A 15,783-nucleotide genomic window follows, 5' to 3' on the forward strand; every position below is an offset into this window, starting at 1 on the left:
AACGTTCTCCTTAGAAATAGCGAGGGTAAGAGTCCGGCACGGTCATATTGACGAGTGCTGCGGTCAGATAGTTCTTCCTTCATGCCTCATATTCCGCCGGCTTTGGACGTCCCGCCGGTCGCGGCATAAGGAATCGGATCTTCTACGCCCGCCGCCGCAAATGCCCGCAAGCGCAACACACAGCTTTCACACGCCCCACAGGCTTGCTGCTCCTCCCTGTAGCAGGACCACGTTACATCCAAAGGCGCATTGCATTCAAGACCAAGGCGCACAATCTGAGCCTTATTGAGCGCAATCAACGGGGTCACAATCTGTATATTCCCGTCCCGGGTTCCCGTACGGATAAGCTGTTGAAACGCCTCGTAATACGCGGGCCGGCAGTCTGGATAGCCGGAGCTGTCCTGCTCCACGGCTCCGATATAGACGCGCGAGGCGCCAAGCACCTCAGCCCAGCTCACGGCTGCAGACAGAAAATGCGCATTGCGGAAAGGTACGTAAGTCACCGGAACATGCTGGTCGAGAATCCCCCGCTCGCGAAACTCCGGGCTGGCGTCGGGAACTTCGATGGACGAATCGGTGAGCGCCGAGCCTCCGATCCGCCGGAAAACATCCGTGTGCAGATGCAGAAATTCGCGAATATCGAGGCGGCTGGCGACGGCGCGGGCTGCCTGCAGCTCCCGATGCTCCGTGCGCTGGCCATAACCGAAATGGATGGCGTAAGCCTCGGTGTCACGCGCCGCCAGGGCGGCGGTGACGCAGCTATCCATGCCGCCGGAAAGACAGACGACCGAACGTTCGCGATATGCTGGAGTTTCCACGTTCCTATCGTATCGCTCGCAGGCGCAAAAACGCGCGGCACGGATCACGCATGCTGAGACAACCAGCCGCCCCTACAATACCTGTAGATGGCAACTACGATTCGCAAGGCCGTCCCGGAAGACGTGCCGCAAATTCTCGAATTCATTCGCGCTCTCGCCACCTATGAGCGCGAGCCTGACGCCGTAACGGCGACGGAAGCCGACCTGCTGCGCGACGGTTTCGGCCCTAACCCGTATTACCACTGCCTCATCGCAGAACACGATAGCCGTCCGGCTGGATTCGCCTTTTATTTCTTCAACTACTCCACCTGGACGGGCAGGCCTGGACTATATCTCGAAGACTTGTTTGTGAATCCGGAGTTTCGAGGTCTGGGAATCGGCAAAGCCCTGCTGGCGCGCGTTGCCGCGATCGCAGTCGAACTGGGCTGCCCGCGCCTGCAGTGGGAAGTGCTCGACTGGAACACACCGGCAATCGATTTCTACTCCGGTTTGGGCGCCAGCTTTCTGGATGAGTGGCGCAATGTGCGAGTCACGGGTGAGGCGCTCACGAAACTTGCTGCCATGGACACTCTCGAACCGAACGACGCAGTCGTAACATCGGACGCGAAAGGCTGATGATTATGCCTCAAAAGATTCGCGTTATCGGCGGCGGCCTTGCCGGTCCCGAAGCGGCGCTGACAGCGGCTAGGCTGGGCTGTGAAGTCGATCTTTACGAGATGCGCCGCGAAGTCGCCGGCAAGCCTGTCCTGACGCCCGCCCATCAGACCATCGACTTCGGCGAACTGGTCTGCTCCAACTCGCTGAAAAGCGAATCTCCAAATACTGCTCCGTGGCTGTTGAAGCAGGAGATGCGTCGAGCAGGCTCATCGCTGCTGGCCCTCGCTGATGCCACGGCCGTGCCAGCGGGCCACGCGCTTGCTGTCGACCGGGTCGAGTTTTCCCAGCGCATCGCCGAGGCCATCGCAGCCGAGCCACGCATTCGCGTTATCCGCGAAGAAGTGACATCGCTGGAGCCAATTGCCGACACGCTGACGATTGTCGCCACTGGCCCGCTGACTTCTGACGCCTTGAGCGCCGAGATCGGCAGACTTACCGGCTCCGAGCATCTTGCCTTCTACGACTCGATCTCACCCATCGTCGATGCTGAGACAATCGACCGCGATCGCGTTTACTTTGCCGCGCGGTGGGATAAAGGCACAGCCGACTACATCAACTGCCCCATGAACCGCGAGGAATACGACGCATTCCTTGCCGCTCTGCTGGCCGCAGAACCCGCTGAAACCAAGGACTGGGAGAAGACTGAGTATTTCGAAGGCTGCCTGCCGATTGAAGTCCTGGCACGGCGTGGCCCAGACACGCTGCGATTCGGGCCAATGAAGCCCGTCGGCCTGCGCGATCCACGCACCGGCAAAAATCCGTGGGCTGTTGTGCAGTTGCGGCAGGAAAATCTGCGCGCCGACAGCTATAACCTGGTCGGATTTCAAAATCACCTGAAGTACGGCGAACAGGCTCGCGTGCTGCGGATGATCCCCGGGCTGGAAAATGCAAAGTTCCTGCGCTACGGTCAGATTCACCGCAATACGTACATATGCTCTCCGCGTCTGCTCGATAACAGGTTGCGATTGCAGATACGGCCCGATCTGTTCTTTGCCGGGCAAATTTCCGGCGTTGAGGGCTACACAGAATCCATCGCTTCAGGACTGTTGACAGGTCTCTACGCCGCGGCGATTGCCCATGGCATGGATCCGGCTCCGGTTCCACGCGCAACCGCGCTTGGATCGCTGACTCACTACATCACGCATGCGGATGCTGCGCATTTTCAGCCGGCGAACATCACCTTCGACCTTCTACCGCAACTGGAAGAAGAAATCCGCCGAAAAGTGCGCGATAAGAAGGAGCGGCACCGGATGGTCTGCGAGCGCGCGCTGTCTGCTTTTGCCGAATGGCAGGCGGTACTTCCGGTTCATGCCGCCGTATAAGTGACTGTGCTAGGCTTCTGCGCAAGCACCCATGGCAACCTATCCAGGGCCCTACACCACTCCACCGATCTTCCCGCTAACGTACTCCGCCATGGATGCGATCAGCCCTGCCATCCAGCGAACCCGCGATTATCTCTTTCGCCCTTTCCGGCTAGGCCGGTTCGTGCTTCTCGCTCTAGTGGCGACCGTTACCGAAGGTGGAGGTAGCGGTGGTGGAGGTAGCTTCCGCTCGCCGTTTCCCAGCGGCAACACTGGCAAGGTTCCGATCCAGCCGATTCCCCATCCTCACCTGCCGCCCGTTTCGGCCTGGCTGCCATTTGTGATTGCCGGTGTAATCATCCTGCTGATTCTCAGCGCAGTACTCGGCTACCTGGTGATCCGGCTTCGCTTCAGCTATTTTGACTGCGTGCTCGATCGTCATGACCAGATCGCAGCCGGTTGGCGAAAATACAAGACGCAGGCATGGCGATATTTCGTTGCCTCGTTTCTGGTTGGGCTCGGGTTTGTAGCCGTGTTTGTTGCCGTCGGCGTCGCTTTATTCCTGCATTTCAAACCGCTTCTTTCCCTCTATTTTCCGGCAATAAGGATGAAACGCAGACGGTTCATTTCGGAGCTGTTTTAGCGGCATTCGCGCTGATCGTGGTGATCATCTTCACGCTGGCGATCATAGCCATCGTCGTCGAGACTGCGATGAGCCAGTTCATACTGCCCCGATTTGCTATCGAAGATGCCTCGTTCCGCGACGCCTGCATTGACGTATGGGACGATATACGGACCGAGCCGGGACAATTCGCCTTGTTCATGCTCATGCGCATACTCGTACCGATGGCAGCTGGCATCGCCTTCTTTCTGGTGCTGCTGATTCCAATGCTGGTGCTGATCGTGGTCGGGGTAGTGATCGCGTTCGTTATACACTCCACGCCGCATGCTTCGTTTTACTTTGCCCCGTTGGCGTGGTCCGGCATTCACTTCGCCCTTGCGTTGATCTTCCTGCTGACAATCTCCTTCAGCGGAACCTTAGGCACATGGCTGCGGAATTACGGAATACTTTTCTATGCGGGCCGCTACCCTGCATTGAGGATCCGACTCTGGCCTCCGCCAGAACCCGCAGCCCCGATAGAAACAGCTTCAGCGCCGTCATAAGCAAAGTTGGTTTTACAGACGGCCAATTTCTCCCGCGCCGGTGTCTAAGGAAATAGAGGGGGACCAGCGAGCGCATGACGGACTGGGGGGGGACGGAGCTTTTGTCGAACCGGTTCGTCGCCTGTGGAATCCGTGTTGCCCTGGGCGGATACGTGGCCTGGATGGCGCGCCGCTTCTATGCCGACCCGCTGGCCTACTTTCGCCGCTGGATGCCGCAACTGCCAGAAATGCCCTGGATGCGGTCCTTCGTCCGTTTCTGGGCCGCATTTTGCATCTGGGGCGGCTGCTTCATCGTAGCCACCGCCATCGCCACGCAGATTTTTGAAATGCACGGTTGGATCCCTGGAGCGCTGCTCGTGCTGCTGTCGGTCGCTGCGGCATTTCTGCTTTTACCCCCAAAGGCCGACGAACCACCGCCAGAATATCCGGGGGAAAATTCCGTCAGCCGCTGGAAGTAACCCGCCAGCTGTCGCAACATTTCCAATTTTGCTTGCAACAGCGCCGGCTATTCCTTGTCCTTCGCGTTGCGTGCGCGTACCTTGAACCAGATTGGCGTGCCCGCAAAACCGAAAGCGGCGCGGATCTGGTTCTCCAGAAATCGCTCAAAGGCGAAGTGCAGCTTCACATCACGATCTACAAACAGCATGAATGTGGGCGGCGCAACCGCAGCCTGCGTGATGTAGAAGATGCGCATTCTGCGCGACATAGGCACAGGAGCGCGCTGGAAATCGATCTTCTCCAAAAAGCGATTCATCTGGCCCGTGGTGACACGCTTACGCCGTTGCGCCGCAACGCGCTTGATCTCCTTCTTGACCTTGTCAAGATTCATCCCTGAAGCAGCGGAGATAAAGATCAACGGCGCATAGTCGAGATACTTCAGCGCACTACGCACCTGCTCTTCGTACACTGACTTATCCGCAGGCGGCTTACCATCGGTGCGCGCCGTCGTAACAAGATCCCACTTGTTCACCAGAATGATGACGCTGCGGCCGCTCTCATGCGCATAACCGCCAATGTGCGCATCGTTGGCCGTCACGCCTTCCGTCGCATCGATCATTAGCAACGCAACATCGCTCGCTTCCAGATGGCGGCGCGCCATGACCACCGACAGCTTCTCAGCCATCAGCTCAGTCTTGCCTTTACGTCGAATGCCTGCCGTATCCACTAGCCGGATAAGCTGGCCGTCGAACTCGATCACCTCATCGACCGCATCACGCGTTGTTCCGGCAATCGGCGAAACGATAGCCCGCGAAGTACCCGTTAGAGCATTGAGCAATGTCGACTTGCCCACATTAGGCCGGCCGATGATCGCAACCGAAGTCTCGCGCTGTTGATATTCGCCATGGGTGCGATGCACAGGCTTGCCGTCTTCATCCAACACCTCTTCCGGCTCGGAATCGTCCAGCGGCTCTTCGATGTCATCCTCCGGCCCCATGTCTTCCGCGGATTCCTCTTCCTGGCCTTCGTCGAAAACAACTTCGCCGTCGATATCCGCCTCTTCTGGCTCCGGCACTTCGCTGTAAACCGCAGACTCTTCCGCAGGGGAGCCAACCGGCGCAGGCAGCCGTTCAAAAACGCCATCGAGCAGATCACCAATTCCCTGCCCATGCTCGCTGCTGACCATGTAGACATCGCGGAAGCCGAGCTGGCGAAAATTCTCTGAAGCCGCAGCAATGGCAGCCGTTTCCACCTTGTTTACCACCAGAAAGACCGGCTTGCGCCCGCGAATCAGCGTACGCGCCAGATCAATATCGGGTGAAGCCAGCTCCGTCCGCGCATCCACAACAAACAGCAGCAAATCGGCCTCATCGAGTGCCGTGCGTGCCTGCCGGTAAATCTCGCTGGGGATCAGTTCTGGATCGTCAGGGATGATGCCGCCCGTGTCCACCAGACGAATGACCCGGCCATTCCACTCTACTTCGCCGTAAATGCGATCGCGAGTTATCCCTGGCTCATCACCGACGATGGAGCGGCGGGAATGCGTGAGACGGTTAAAAAGCGTCGACTTGCCCACGTTAGGCCGCCCGACGATGGCAACAAGAGGTATCCCGGAAATCGGCAATGGGGCGGGAACGACAGACTTATGGTACTTCGACATGAATTTGGCTCCGATCGGTGTTCCTCCGATCGCGGAAACCCTGCAGAATCGAGAACCCTTAGCTCTATTGTCGCTTATCCCCAGATTCGCTGCACGCCATAAAGGTCGAAAGCCCGATCCCGGCCAACAATTGGGATTTTCATATCCAAAGCCTGGACAGCAAGCATTCGGTCGAAAGGATCTCGATGATGGCGAGGAAGAAACCCCGAGGCTATAGCCTGATCGACTGTGAACGCCAGAATCGAGAATCCCGCTGATGATTCCCTGCTTTCAAAGCCATTCAAGAGTTGTGCTGCACTAAGCTTCCCGGTTCCGGACTTGATCGCAATCTCCCATGGTGTTATGAGCGAGATGTACCCCGTATGAGATGTATTGGTGAGCAAATCCAGAACATCCGGCGGCAACAGATGCGGAGCGCTACGAAACCAGAGATAGGTATGAGTATCGAAAAGGTAGGTCATTCCGCAGATTCAGATCGAGCCCTTCCTGTATCCACAAAATCCTTGTATCGCTCATCTTTTGCGGGATTATCGAATCCGTATTCGATCATCTGTTCATCCGTGAGGGGATCAAAGACACTATCGTCAAAGGAAACAAGCCCCTCGAAACCACCAGCCATCCGACGTTTAGCCGTATCAGGAACCGATGAAATCGGGATAATCTTCGCCACCGGCTTCGACCCGCGCATGACAATCACTTCCTTTCCCGCTTCCGCTTCGCGCAGCAGTTTGGAAAACTGCGTCTTCGCCTGATGAACCGTATATGTCATGGACTAAGTCTACTTAGTCCATGTTTCTTAGTCAACCGGACCGCATTTTGCCAACGCGAGGCTTCATTTCTACCACCGGCTTCGCAGTCGCGCCCGATCCTCACTATGATGAATTAAGCGACTTTCGCCTTTTCGATGCCCCCCAACGAGCCCTCATCCCGATCTCTGCCGACCCTGCACGCGTTTTTCGCACCCGGCGGCATACTGGCCTCCAGCGCACTGCCTTATGAGTACCGTCCCGGGCAATTGGAGATGGCCAAGTCCGTTGAGCGAGCACTCGAAGAGCGGCGTCACCTCATCGTCGAAGCGGGCACAGGTACCGGCAAGACGCTCGCCTACCTGCTCCCGGCGCTCCGAACCGGCCGTCGAGTCATCATCTCCACCGGCACGAAAGCTCTGCAGGATCAGCTATATCTGCGCGACATCCCTTTTCTTGAGTCGCTGCTCGGCGAGCTGCGCGTCTGCTACATGAAGGGCCGCTCCAATTACCTGTGCCGGCATAAGCTCGTGACGCTGACCACGCATCCAGTGCTCTCCGGTCTTGAAGAGATCGACCAGTTCCACAAGATCTCCGAGTGGGAAAAAGAGACGGAAACCGGCGATAGAGCGGAACTCGCCGGTATCCCCGAGGCCAGCGCTCTCTGGTCGCGTCTCGACGCGCGAAGCGAGGCTTGCCTCGGGCAAAACTGCCCCGATTACCAGCGATGCTTCATCACCGAGATGCGCCGCAAAGCGCAGGAAACCGACATCGTCATCGTCAACCACCATCTCTTCTTCGCTGATCTGGCCGTGCGTCAGCAGGCCTCTGGCGCGCCGGACGCGGGTGTTCTGCCGGAAGCCGGCGCGGTGATCTTCGACGAAGCACATGAGCTGGAGGAGGTCGCCAGCAGCTATTTCGGCCTCTCCGTGAGCAACGCACGCTTCGAAGACCTGGTGCGCGATACCGAAGCCATGCTCCGCAAGAGCGCCAGCTACGCCAGCCCCGAGAACACCGCGATACTCACGGCGGCGCAAAATCTGCGCGACCGTGCGCGGATGTTCTTCGCGCAACTACCCATGAGCGGCGATGGACGCCAGGGCGGGCGGGAGCCATTCGACAACCGCGAAGAGTTCCTCGAAACGCAGGGCGATCTTTACCTGAGCGTCAAGAATCACCTCGTCCGGCTTGACGCGGCGCTCGATCAGTCCCGGGGTGAAGACGAAGCGCCTGCACTGCGCAAACGCGTCGTCAATCTGCGCACCGAGCTTGAGTTCCTGATGGAATCGACCTCCGGCAATATGGTCTATTGGCTGGAGCGGCGCGTGCATGGAACAGACGCCTCCGCAGCCGGCGGTCGCGGAGGTGCGGGCGCGCTTCGTCAGTCGCGAACGACCTTTCTGCAGGCTACACCCATCGACGTATCCGGTCTGCTCGACGAGCAACTGTTTCAGCGCTTCCCAACCGTCGTGCTGACCTCGGCAACGCTCACGGTGCAGGGCAGCTTCGAGCACATCCGCCGCCGTCTTGGCCTTACGAACGCGCGCGAGCTCGTCGTACCAAGCCACTACCGCTATCAGGAGCAGGCACTCCTGTATCTGCCGCCCGAGATGCCCGATCCACGCGCCGCCGAGTTTCAGCAATCCGCTGCCCGCTGCATTCAGCGCGTGCTCGAAATCACCCGTGGCCGTGCCTTCTGTCTCTTCACCAGCTATGCGCAGATGCGCGATCTCTACGAACGCCTTCTACCGGTGCTCGACTACTCGATCCTGCTGCACGGAACAGCCCCGCGCAACGTGTTGTTGCAGCAGTTTCGCGAGACGCCCAACGCCGTTCTCTTCGGCACAGCCAGCTTCTGGCAAGGCGTCGATGTACAGGGTGAAGCGCTAAGCTGTGTCATCATCGATCGGCTTCCCTTTGCGGTTCCGAACGATCCAGTTGTAGCGGCACGCATGCGATTCATCGAAGAATCCGGCGGTAAGCCATTCTTCGACTATCAGGTACCCTCAGCCGTCATTTCGCTCAAGCAGGGCTTTGGCCGCCTCATTCGCTCACTTGAAGACCGTGGCGTACTCGTACTACTTGATCCGCGCATTCGTCAGATGCGCTATGGACAAACCTTTCTCGCCAGCCTGCCGCCCTATCGCATCACCAGCACCATCACCGACGTGCAGGCATTTTTCGAATGATTCGCTAGTTTATGTTCTTTTGATTCAAAGATCGCTTTGAGCGATAGCGCTCAGGTTTCTTGGGTCTTAGTGGCGCTGAGGCAGCTTCGGGGGCTCGGGTAGGATCAGGTGAACCTTCAGTAAAATCACCCAAGCAACTGTCCTCTACTTTCCCCGCTTCACGCAGCATCAATTCCCCACTCACTGTAAAGACAAGGCGATCTCGATGATCTCGGCCAGACCAGTCTGCGCCCTCCACTTCCTTGCTTGATGCATGAAAAGGATTCCATGCTGCGTCCTGGATAAATGAAATATTCAGCCCGACACCTGGATGTTTTGGATGAGCATCAGTGGGAAGCCACGGGATATGCCTCAGTACAACGCTCCGATCATCCGTGAATCTGCCACCACCTGCGTAAGTAGTTCCCTGCGGCCAGAGCCACAAGGCATCGAGCCATGGGCTCCTGCTTATTGCACTCCATGAGTCTTTGTAATCTGTGCCCAATTTGCTGCTCTTGTGCATAAAGCATAAAAGCAATTCTCCGTTTGGGGAGAGGTCGCATCGCTCCGGATAAATGCGGCCTTTGAACCACGCTCCGTGGAAAAAGGTATCGTTATCCGTATTCCACCGGATTAGATGAAACCAAGCTGAAGGACCTCGGCGAAAAATTATGGCCTCATGCGCCTGACAGGCGAATATAACGAATAGCTTGGGCTTGGCTTGTTTACGAGGCTTCGCTGAATTTTCCGACGCATTTATTAGTGGCATTGTGAGTGGCTCAGGTCGAGACTAGGATCGTCTGACGCCAGTCGTCAACTGGACTGTAGAATCAAGATTGGCGACATCCGCCACTTGTTATGTCCCGCAACTTCTATCTACTGGCCGCAACACTCGGGCTGCTCGCACTGGTCTCCTGCGGCATGACCTTCGTGCCATCGAGTTTTCAGCCGGGGCTTCCAGCCAACGGCACTCTGTGGAAGACGCTTTCCGAGTTTCTTCTGCTCCTCGCGCTCATTTCGGCTCTAATCGGGTCTATGTCGCATCTATTCGAGCAGGTTGACCGGCGCAGCGAGGAGCGGCGGCGAACCGAGCGCAGCCGCCGCAGAAAGAATCTCTGAAATCCCGGCACGCCAACTTTGATTTAAGGAAAGAAAGCAGATAAGAGCATGTATGAAGTAACCGTAGATGCCGGTTTCTCCTCTGGCCACTATCTTCGTAACTACTACGGCAAGTGCGAAAACCCGCACGGACATAACTACAAAGTGCGCGTGACGCTCGCCGGGCGAGAGCTTGATGAGACCGGCCTGCTTCTCGACTTCAAGCTGCTAAAGAATGTGTTGCGGCCCGTGATCGACCGCATTGACCACCAGATGCTTAACGATCTCGAGCCGTTCACCGTGCTTAATCCCTCAGCGGAAAATCTGGCGCGTTACTTTTATGACCAGACCAGCGCGCAATTGCGCGAGATAACCGGCGGCCGCGTGCGCGTAAAAGACTGCACTATCTGGGAAACCGATACCACGACTGCCACATACTACGAATAATCAAAGACCCCATTTCAGAGCACATTACTTAACCATCGCCAGCATTTTCCGCATACCATCGTCCTCAGGAAAAGTCTGGAGATAACGCTCCATCGCGGCTTGCGCCTCGTCGTAGCGTTTGCCATTGATCAGACGCAGGATCAATGTCTTTTGTATCGGAGCAGCATACGGATCAAGCTCGGCGGCCTTCTTTGCCGATGCAATCGCTGCCTCATTCTGCCCGCTCTCATCCTGTGCCTTCGAAAGATCGATATACGCCTCTGTGTCCATCGCATTGAGACGAATCGCATGCTGCAGATGATCGATCGCCTCGGTCAGCTTATGATCGGCAAGATCACGATGACCAAGCGCCGCCTGCACAATTGCGTTTTCGGGTAACGATGTCTCCAGGCTGGACAATGTCTGCAACCAGGAAGCGTGAAAACGCGAATCTCCTCGCTCCAGCTGCGCATATGCCTGCAGCCTGAGAATCGCAGGCGGAGCCACCGCATTCGCGCCGCGCTCGCCCTCGGGATTCAGCTCGATCAAGTCCGGCATGGCAGCCGTAGTCTGGTGAAATGTTACGTCGGGAAACGGCTCGTCTGGCGTCTTCACTATACGATGATTCGTCGCGCTCGAGTGCGAGATCACGCGAATGTCCCGCTGCTTCATGTGACAGCCGATGCAATTGTCGGCCGGTGTCGTTGCTTCGCGAAGAGCCTTGGGAGCGGTACAGCTCGCAGTCGTGTGGCAGTTCAAACACCTCGCCTTAAAGTACGCAGGAGCCTCTTCCTTCGTTGGTTCCACATGCGGATCATGACAGCTAATACAACGCAACTGTTTATCCGGAGCCAGTCCTCGCGTCGCCCGGAAGCACTTGCTCAGGCTCATCGAGTAGTAGTGCTCCACGTGATCGTCCTGTGGCGGCTTCTCCGGTGTCGGAGGAATCTGGAAGATAGCGACAGTGTGCTCAAGAGGCTGGCCGGGGCGAAAGTCCTGATAGGTCTTGCCCGGCTGCAGTACGCGCGCATCGCCCGCCTGATGACATGACATGCAGATGTCGTCCGCGCGCGGCTCGCTCAGCCGGTAAGGATTCACAATCTTGCTCAGTCCGTTCGCAAAGTCTCCAGTGCGCATCGCTGCGACATGCGCCGCACCCGGCCCATGGCAGTTTTCGCAGCCGATTGAATTCTGCGTAAAAACCGGCGTCTGGTATCTCCCGTCCTGCCCCGCTACGGGCCGCGAGCGGCCGCTATGGCAGTAAATACAGCCGGGAAGAATCAGTCGATTGAAACTGTAATTTTCGTTTTGATAACCGGGCGACAGGTTCCAATGCGCCTCGCGCGTGTAATACGACAACGGCCCTTGAAAAAGGAAATCGTCACGCTGCAGCAACAGCCCAAAACCATTCTCACCCGTTCCGATTACCCAACTCATCGGGTGCGAATTGCGAAACACCTCGCTGCCGTCTTGCGCTGTTTCATATTCCGTCTCGATCACCTTGCCATCAACAGCGCGCACCTCGAAATGATGATTCGAGTTGGGATCGAAATAACTCGTCGCCTCCGGCGAACTGAGCGGCATTGTCTTCAGCGATTCAGGCGTAATCGTCGTCAGCGAACGCCCCATGCTTGTTTGCGCAAAGGTTTTCGCGATCCCCGTGTGGCATGTAGCGCAGGTCTCACTGCCCACATAGCCGTCTTTGGTCGCTTCAACGGGAGTAGCAGCCTTTGTCTTATTCTGCTTATCCTTACCGGCAAAACCCGCGGTAAGTAAGACGAACGCAGCAATGACACAAATTCCCCAAAGACGGCGCAGCATCGGTGACAAAACCATCGCAGGTCAAAGGAGCAGTTGTCCAGCGCCAACACGCGGACAATCGCCCCTCTTACTCATTGGCTTAACTCATGCCATCCAGGATCGAACCGACGATACCCCCAACAACACCTGCCTGTGTCGTCTCGGCTCGCCCAGTCGGCATGTATTGCTGCAACTGGTGAGCAAGGCGCGAGATCGGCAGCGTCTGCAGCCATACACGGCCTGGCCCTGTGAGCGATGCAAGGAACAGTCCATCACCACCGAAGATCAGGTTCTTCAATCCGCGCACCATGGTGATCTGGAAGTTGACGCTCGACTGGAAGGCCCCCACATGCCCCGGGTGAACGCGCAGATTTTCTCCCGGCGCAAGATCCTTCACAATGACCTCGCCGGAAAGCTCAAGCCACGCCGTGCCAACACCGTTCACACGCTGCAGCAGAAATCCATCGCCGCCAAAAATTCCCGCTCCCAGAGACTGCTGGAATCCGACTCCAAGCTGGATCTGCTCCGTCGCGCACAAAAAGCCGTGGCGATGAATCATGTACTCGTATCCCGGCTGTACTTCGAGGGGCAGAATGTGACCGGGCACGCGCGTCGCAAACGCTACTTCCCCGGCCGATCCCCACGCGCGGTACTCGGTCATAAAAAGACTGCCGCCGCCGATCACGCGCTTGAATGCGCCGAAAAAGCCGCCTCCGCCCATCATCTGCGTGTGTGTCGTCATCTGGATGGAGCTGGACATCCAGGACAGTTCACCTGTCTCCGAGATGACGCATTCATTGGGCTGCAGTAGAAATTCGAGAACGGGCATCGTCGTGCCCACGATCCTGCTTTGCATCTCTCTTCACCTCAAAAGTTGCCATACAATCGGCATCTCCGCGCTGCGGCGTTTTCTCGGGAAGTATACATGCAACCGGGACAGGGCCTGTGAGAGATTCACCGGGTGAAATGCATCTTCGCCCTACCGCCAGGCTCCGAGAATCGTTCCCATTACTACTAAAGCGAAGGTAAGATAACCACCATTGATCAGCATGTAGCGGAAAGAACGGCGCTCAAAGAGCGCGACGATGCTCAGCCCCATCGCAGCCCAACCAAATCCCGCAAGGAAACCAGCAGTAGCGCCCCAGGCGATGGTGGTTTTCGCGTCATTCAAAAACATGGCAAGATTGAAGGCCATCACCAGGCTCAGTAGAAAACTGATCGCAAAGATCTTGGGCGTCGCGGGCGGCGGCTCGTTTGCCCCAAAGCCATCCGCACGCTTCCATGCGCCGGCAAAGAGCAATGGTGAATACCAGAGGCCACCAAGCACAAAGGCTGAAGCCGCCGCCGCGAGGATCGCCCATAGATTCAGAGTTCTTATATCCATGTCGCATCACCCTCTCGTGAAATCTTTCGTGGCACCGGACATCTATTGCGAAGCGTCGTCGCCCCATTCTTTTTTCCAGTCGATGGGTCCATTCAGGAAGCGTTTATGGAGCGTGGCCATCAACTGCGCGTTTCCTACCGTCAGGTACTCATAAGCCTTATCCCATTCGGGGCCTGATTTCCACCCTGTCTCCGTCAGGCGCACGACGGTCGAGCTTCCGTTGGCGCGGAACTCAAATTTCGCGCGCATTCTTTCTACGCGAACCGTTGGAAACGCCTCCGGAGCCAGTGCAGCCAACACAATCTCCTTCTCTGAAATGAAGCTCACAATCGTTCCGCCACCCGTCTTGCCTCCCGGGAAGTGCGCGGTCCACTCGCCGCCTGGACGCAGATCGACAACCGCACCGGGAGTCAACCACGTGCTCAGACCGTCGCTGGTTGAGAAAGCATGCCAAACATCGGAGAGCGGAGCAGGAACACTGATTTCGATGACCAGCGCCTTTTCAGCGGCCGGCTCCGGCCGATCCGGCCCAGCGAACACTGCCAACGGAGTAAGTGTTGCTGACGCCACAGCAAAACCGAGAATCCAATTCTTCACGTGCATGGGATTTCACCAGCTTCTTAGTTGATCGTTCAAGTAAACCTTCGATAACCTCATTCTGGCAAGCAAAAAATGTCAGAAAAATCTCCAACGACTCGTGAGCGCCTGATCAACTCTGCCCGTTACCTCTTCTGGGAGCGTGGTTATGCAGGCACCAGCATGGCCGACCTGCTTGCGCACGCGCAGGTGAATTCAGGCAGTTTCTACCACTTCTTCGAAAGCAAAGAAGCACTGTTGCGCGCGGTACTCGAAGAGTATTTGGTGATGTTGCGCCCTATCGTTATCGATCCGGCATTCGCAAGCACCAACGATCCAGTTGCGCGAATCTTTGCTGTATTGTCGGGCTATCGTGAGCGCATTCTGATGACTGAGTGCCAGTATGGCTGCCCTCTCGGCAGGCTCGCGCTTGAGATCGATCCGGAGAATCGGCCAGCGCATAAGCTCATCGCTGAAAACTTTCAGGGGTGGATTGCCGCTATTCGCGAATGCCTTGAGCAGCTTAAGCCTCAGCTTCCAAAGAACACAGACCTCGATGCACTTGCAGCTTATGTACTCATCACCATGGAAGGTGGCGTGATGCTGGCGCGCTCATACCGCTCTGTCGAACCATTCGACAAGGCCGTGCGGCAGTTGAAGCAGCATTTCGATCTATTGCTGAGTAGCCACATGACGCGGAGTCTGAAGCCGCAGCCATCGCGGCGCAAGTCCGCATCCCACTCGAAACCATAAGTTTGCCTCGCATACCTCTCCCTCGCGCGGCATTTGTGTCGAGCCCGTGAAACGTCGCGTGCCTCTGCCGCACTAATTCCACAAAGGCGGCAGGCAATGGTAGTGGTTTCTGCGCGGCCCGCTGTTGGACTCACCTGAGCCATTCCAAGGAGGGGTCAACATGTACACGAAACAGTTCGTCGAGAAGCAGATCGCGGTTGATAAGGAATTCAAGCGCGAATACAAGGAAATCAAGGACAAAGACAAGGAAAAAGAGAAAGAGAAGGAAAAGGAGAAGGAGAAGGAGAAGGAGAAGGAGAAAGAGGCATACAAGGAGCAGCACAAGGAAATCAGCAAGGAGCTTTATAAAGAAGCCCTGCTTGAGTATCCTCAAGGGCTCCCTCAGGCTGCTTCTCCAGAAACGGCCAAAGCTGAAGCAACGCCAGACTTGACCACCAACAAACTCGTTGAGCAAAAGCAGATCGTCGAGAAGTACATCTCGAAGGAATACAAAGTCGAGAAGCTTGAGCACAAAGAGTTCAAGGAGTACAAGGCCGAGATCAAGGAGTTTGCCAAAGAAAGCATTTTCGAAGGCAAGCAACTTGTCGACAACACTGGCTACGGACAGGTTGGCGGCGATCCTTATGAGCAGCGGCTTAGCGCTCTTGAAGCTGCAGTATCACAGCTTTCGCACTTTATTCCTGCAGAACTCCGTCCCGATCTTAGCCAGGGCGCGTTGAAGCAGGAGCCGGATGCACCCCAGGCAGCAGCGTCCGCTTCAGCTCCGACGAAAGATGTGAAGAAGTAAACCAACC

The 15,783-nt window shown here is 56.8% G+C and carries 18 protein-coding genes; 10 read left to right on the forward strand and 8 right to left on the reverse strand.

The window, feature by feature from the left end:
- Positions 1 to 86 precede the first annotated feature (86 nt).
- A complete protein-coding gene (gene queC, locus OHL22_RS06685; protein WP_263334639.1) occupies positions 87 to 818 on the reverse strand; it encodes a 7-cyano-7-deazaguanine synthase QueC in 732 nt (243 codons plus the stop codon).
- A gap of 87 nt (positions 819 to 905) precedes the next feature.
- On the opposite strand from queC, the gene OHL22_RS06690 reads away from it, so the two are divergent.
- From OHL22_RS06690 to OHL22_RS06710, 5 genes are all read left to right on the forward strand, one after another.
- Positions 906 to 1,433 (forward strand): GNAT family N-acetyltransferase, encoded by a 528-nt coding sequence (locus tag OHL22_RS06690; RefSeq protein WP_263334640.1) that lies wholly within the window; start codon positions 906 to 908, stop codon positions 1,431 to 1,433.
- A 5-nt stretch (positions 1,434 to 1,438) separates the two neighbouring features.
- Positions 1,439 to 2,797: a methylenetetrahydrofolate--tRNA-(uracil(54)-C(5))-methyltransferase (FADH(2)-oxidizing) TrmFO gene (gene trmFO, locus OHL22_RS06695; RefSeq protein ID WP_263334641.1), complete on the forward strand. Its 1,359-nt coding sequence runs from the start codon at positions 1,439 to 1,441 to the stop codon at positions 2,795 to 2,797.
- A 31-nt stretch (positions 2,798 to 2,828) separates the two neighbouring features.
- Entirely contained in the window at positions 2,829 to 3,419 is a 591-nt protein-coding gene (locus tag OHL22_RS06700; protein WP_263334642.1) for a DUF7544 domain-containing protein, read from the forward strand.
- Between the two features lie 17 nt (positions 3,420 to 3,436).
- Positions 3,437 to 3,940: a DUF7544 domain-containing protein gene (locus OHL22_RS06705; protein ID WP_263334644.1), complete on the forward strand. Its 504-nt coding sequence runs from the start codon at positions 3,437 to 3,439 to the stop codon at positions 3,938 to 3,940.
- Positions 3,941 to 4,014: 74 nt separating this feature from the next.
- Positions 4,015 to 4,398, forward strand: coding sequence for a hypothetical protein (locus tag OHL22_RS06710; RefSeq protein WP_263334646.1), 384 nt, complete (start codon positions 4,015 to 4,017; stop codon positions 4,396 to 4,398).
- A gap of 47 nt (positions 4,399 to 4,445) precedes the next feature.
- On the opposite strand, the gene der is transcribed toward OHL22_RS06710, so the two are convergent.
- The 3 genes from der to OHL22_RS06725 all read right to left on the reverse strand — a co-directional run bounded on the left by der (position 4,446) and on the right by OHL22_RS06725 (position 6,807).
- Entirely contained in the window at positions 4,446 to 6,038 is a 1,593-nt protein-coding gene (der, locus tag OHL22_RS06715; RefSeq protein WP_263334648.1) for a ribosome biogenesis GTPase Der, read from the reverse strand.
- 74 nt (positions 6,039 to 6,112) lie between these two features.
- Positions 6,113 to 6,499 (reverse strand): type II toxin-antitoxin system VapC family toxin, encoded by a 387-nt coding sequence (locus OHL22_RS06720; RefSeq protein WP_263334650.1) that lies wholly within the window; start codon positions 6,497 to 6,499, stop codon positions 6,113 to 6,115.
- The gene (locus tag OHL22_RS06725) at positions 6,496 to 6,807 is read right to left on the reverse strand and encodes a type II toxin-antitoxin system Phd/YefM family antitoxin (RefSeq protein ID WP_263334652.1); all 312 of its coding nucleotides are present in this window, start codon (positions 6,805 to 6,807) and stop codon (positions 6,496 to 6,498) included. The genes OHL22_RS06720 and OHL22_RS06725 overlap by 4 nt, the downstream gene beginning before the upstream one ends.
- A gap of 135 nt (positions 6,808 to 6,942) precedes the next feature.
- On the opposite strand from OHL22_RS06725, the gene OHL22_RS06730 reads away from it, so the two are divergent.
- The 3 genes from OHL22_RS06730 to queD all read left to right on the forward strand — a co-directional run bounded on the left by OHL22_RS06730 (position 6,943) and on the right by queD (position 10,497).
- Positions 6,943 to 8,973, forward strand: coding sequence for an ATP-dependent DNA helicase (locus tag OHL22_RS06730; RefSeq protein ID WP_263334655.1), 2,031 nt, complete (start codon positions 6,943 to 6,945; stop codon positions 8,971 to 8,973).
- Positions 8,974 to 9,810: 837 nt separating this feature from the next.
- Complete coding sequence (locus tag OHL22_RS06735) at positions 9,811 to 10,071, forward strand: hypothetical protein (RefSeq protein WP_263334657.1); 261 nt, start codon at positions 9,811 to 9,813, stop codon at positions 10,069 to 10,071.
- Between the two features lie 48 nt (positions 10,072 to 10,119).
- Positions 10,120 to 10,497, forward strand: a complete 378-nt coding sequence (gene queD, locus OHL22_RS06740) for a 6-carboxytetrahydropterin synthase QueD (RefSeq protein WP_263334660.1) — start codon at positions 10,120 to 10,122, stop codon at positions 10,495 to 10,497.
- A 24-nt stretch (positions 10,498 to 10,521) separates the two neighbouring features.
- Here the strand turns inward: queD and OHL22_RS06745 are convergent, their stop codons facing one another.
- The 4 genes from OHL22_RS06745 to OHL22_RS06760 form a co-directional block, all read right to left on the reverse strand.
- Complete coding sequence (locus tag OHL22_RS06745) at positions 10,522 to 12,297, reverse strand: tetratricopeptide repeat protein (protein ID WP_263334663.1); 1,776 nt, start codon at positions 12,295 to 12,297, stop codon at positions 10,522 to 10,524.
- Positions 12,298 to 12,376: 79 nt separating this feature from the next.
- Complete coding sequence (locus OHL22_RS06750) at positions 12,377 to 13,132, reverse strand: TIGR00266 family protein (protein WP_263334665.1); 756 nt, start codon at positions 13,130 to 13,132, stop codon at positions 12,377 to 12,379.
- 123 nt (positions 13,133 to 13,255) lie between these two features.
- Positions 13,256 to 13,660, reverse strand: a complete 405-nt coding sequence (locus tag OHL22_RS06755) for a DUF1761 domain-containing protein (RefSeq protein WP_263334667.1) — start codon at positions 13,658 to 13,660, stop codon at positions 13,256 to 13,258.
- A 42-nt stretch (positions 13,661 to 13,702) separates the two neighbouring features.
- Entirely contained in the window at positions 13,703 to 14,263 is a 561-nt protein-coding gene (locus tag OHL22_RS06760; protein WP_263334669.1) for an SRPBCC family protein, read from the reverse strand.
- 69 nt (positions 14,264 to 14,332) lie between these two features.
- Here OHL22_RS06760 and OHL22_RS06765 point away from each other — a divergent pair, with 69 nt between their 5' ends.
- Together OHL22_RS06765 and OHL22_RS06770 are read left to right on the forward strand one after the other, a co-directional pair.
- Positions 14,333 to 14,989: a TetR/AcrR family transcriptional regulator gene (locus OHL22_RS06765; protein ID WP_263334671.1), complete on the forward strand. Its 657-nt coding sequence runs from the start codon at positions 14,333 to 14,335 to the stop codon at positions 14,987 to 14,989.
- Between the two features lie 160 nt (positions 14,990 to 15,149).
- Positions 15,150 to 15,776: a hypothetical protein gene (locus tag OHL22_RS06770; protein WP_263334673.1), complete on the forward strand. Its 627-nt coding sequence runs from the start codon at positions 15,150 to 15,152 to the stop codon at positions 15,774 to 15,776.
- The last annotated feature ends 7 nt before the right edge of the window (positions 15,777 to 15,783 follow it).

Source organism: Acidicapsa dinghuensis, assembly GCF_025685685.1.
GTDB classification, from domain to species: domain Bacteria; phylum Acidobacteriota; class Terriglobia; order Terriglobales; family Acidobacteriaceae; genus Acidicapsa; species Acidicapsa dinghuensis.

Coding starts and splice junctions, on each gene's coding strand:
- OHL22_RS06755 (WP_263334667.1), bottom strand. CDS start 13,660: ATGGATATAAGAACTCTGAATCTATGGGCGATCCTCGCGGCGGCGGCT.
- OHL22_RS06760 (WP_263334669.1), bottom strand. CDS start 14,263: ATGCACGTGAAGAATTGGATTCTCGGTTTTGCTGTGGCGTCAGCAACA.
- OHL22_RS06690 (WP_263334640.1), top strand. CDS start 906: ATGGCAACTACGATTCGCAAGGCCGTCCCGGAAGACGTGCCGCAAATT.
- OHL22_RS06735 (WP_263334657.1), top strand. CDS start 9,811: ATGTCCCGCAACTTCTATCTACTGGCCGCAACACTCGGGCTGCTCGCA.
- OHL22_RS06725 (WP_263334652.1), bottom strand. CDS start 6,807: ATGACATATACGGTTCATCAGGCGAAGACGCAGTTTTCCAAACTGCTG.
- der (WP_263334648.1), bottom strand. CDS start 6,038: ATGTCGAAGTACCATAAGTCTGTCGTTCCCGCCCCATTGCCGATTTCC.
- OHL22_RS06700 (WP_263334642.1), top strand. CDS start 2,829: ATGGCAACCTATCCAGGGCCCTACACCACTCCACCGATCTTCCCGCTA.
- trmFO (WP_263334641.1), top strand. CDS start 1,439: ATGCCTCAAAAGATTCGCGTTATCGGCGGCGGCCTTGCCGGTCCCGAA.
- OHL22_RS06720 (WP_263334650.1), bottom strand. CDS start 6,499: ATGACCTACCTTTTCGATACTCATACCTATCTCTGGTTTCGTAGCGCT.
- queD (WP_263334660.1), top strand. CDS start 10,120: ATGTATGAAGTAACCGTAGATGCCGGTTTCTCCTCTGGCCACTATCTT.
- OHL22_RS06730 (WP_263334655.1), top strand. CDS start 6,943: ATGCCCCCCAACGAGCCCTCATCCCGATCTCTGCCGACCCTGCACGCG.
- OHL22_RS06765 (WP_263334671.1), top strand. CDS start 14,333: ATGTCAGAAAAATCTCCAACGACTCGTGAGCGCCTGATCAACTCTGCC.
- OHL22_RS06745 (WP_263334663.1), bottom strand. CDS start 12,297: ATGCTGCGCCGTCTTTGGGGAATTTGTGTCATTGCTGCGTTCGTCTTA.
- OHL22_RS06710 (WP_263334646.1), top strand. CDS start 4,015: ATGACGGACTGGGGGGGGACGGAGCTTTTGTCGAACCGGTTCGTCGCC.
- OHL22_RS06750 (WP_263334665.1), bottom strand. CDS start 13,132: ATGCAAAGCAGGATCGTGGGCACGACGATGCCCGTTCTCGAATTTCTA.
- OHL22_RS06770 (WP_263334673.1), top strand. CDS start 15,150: ATGTACACGAAACAGTTCGTCGAGAAGCAGATCGCGGTTGATAAGGAA.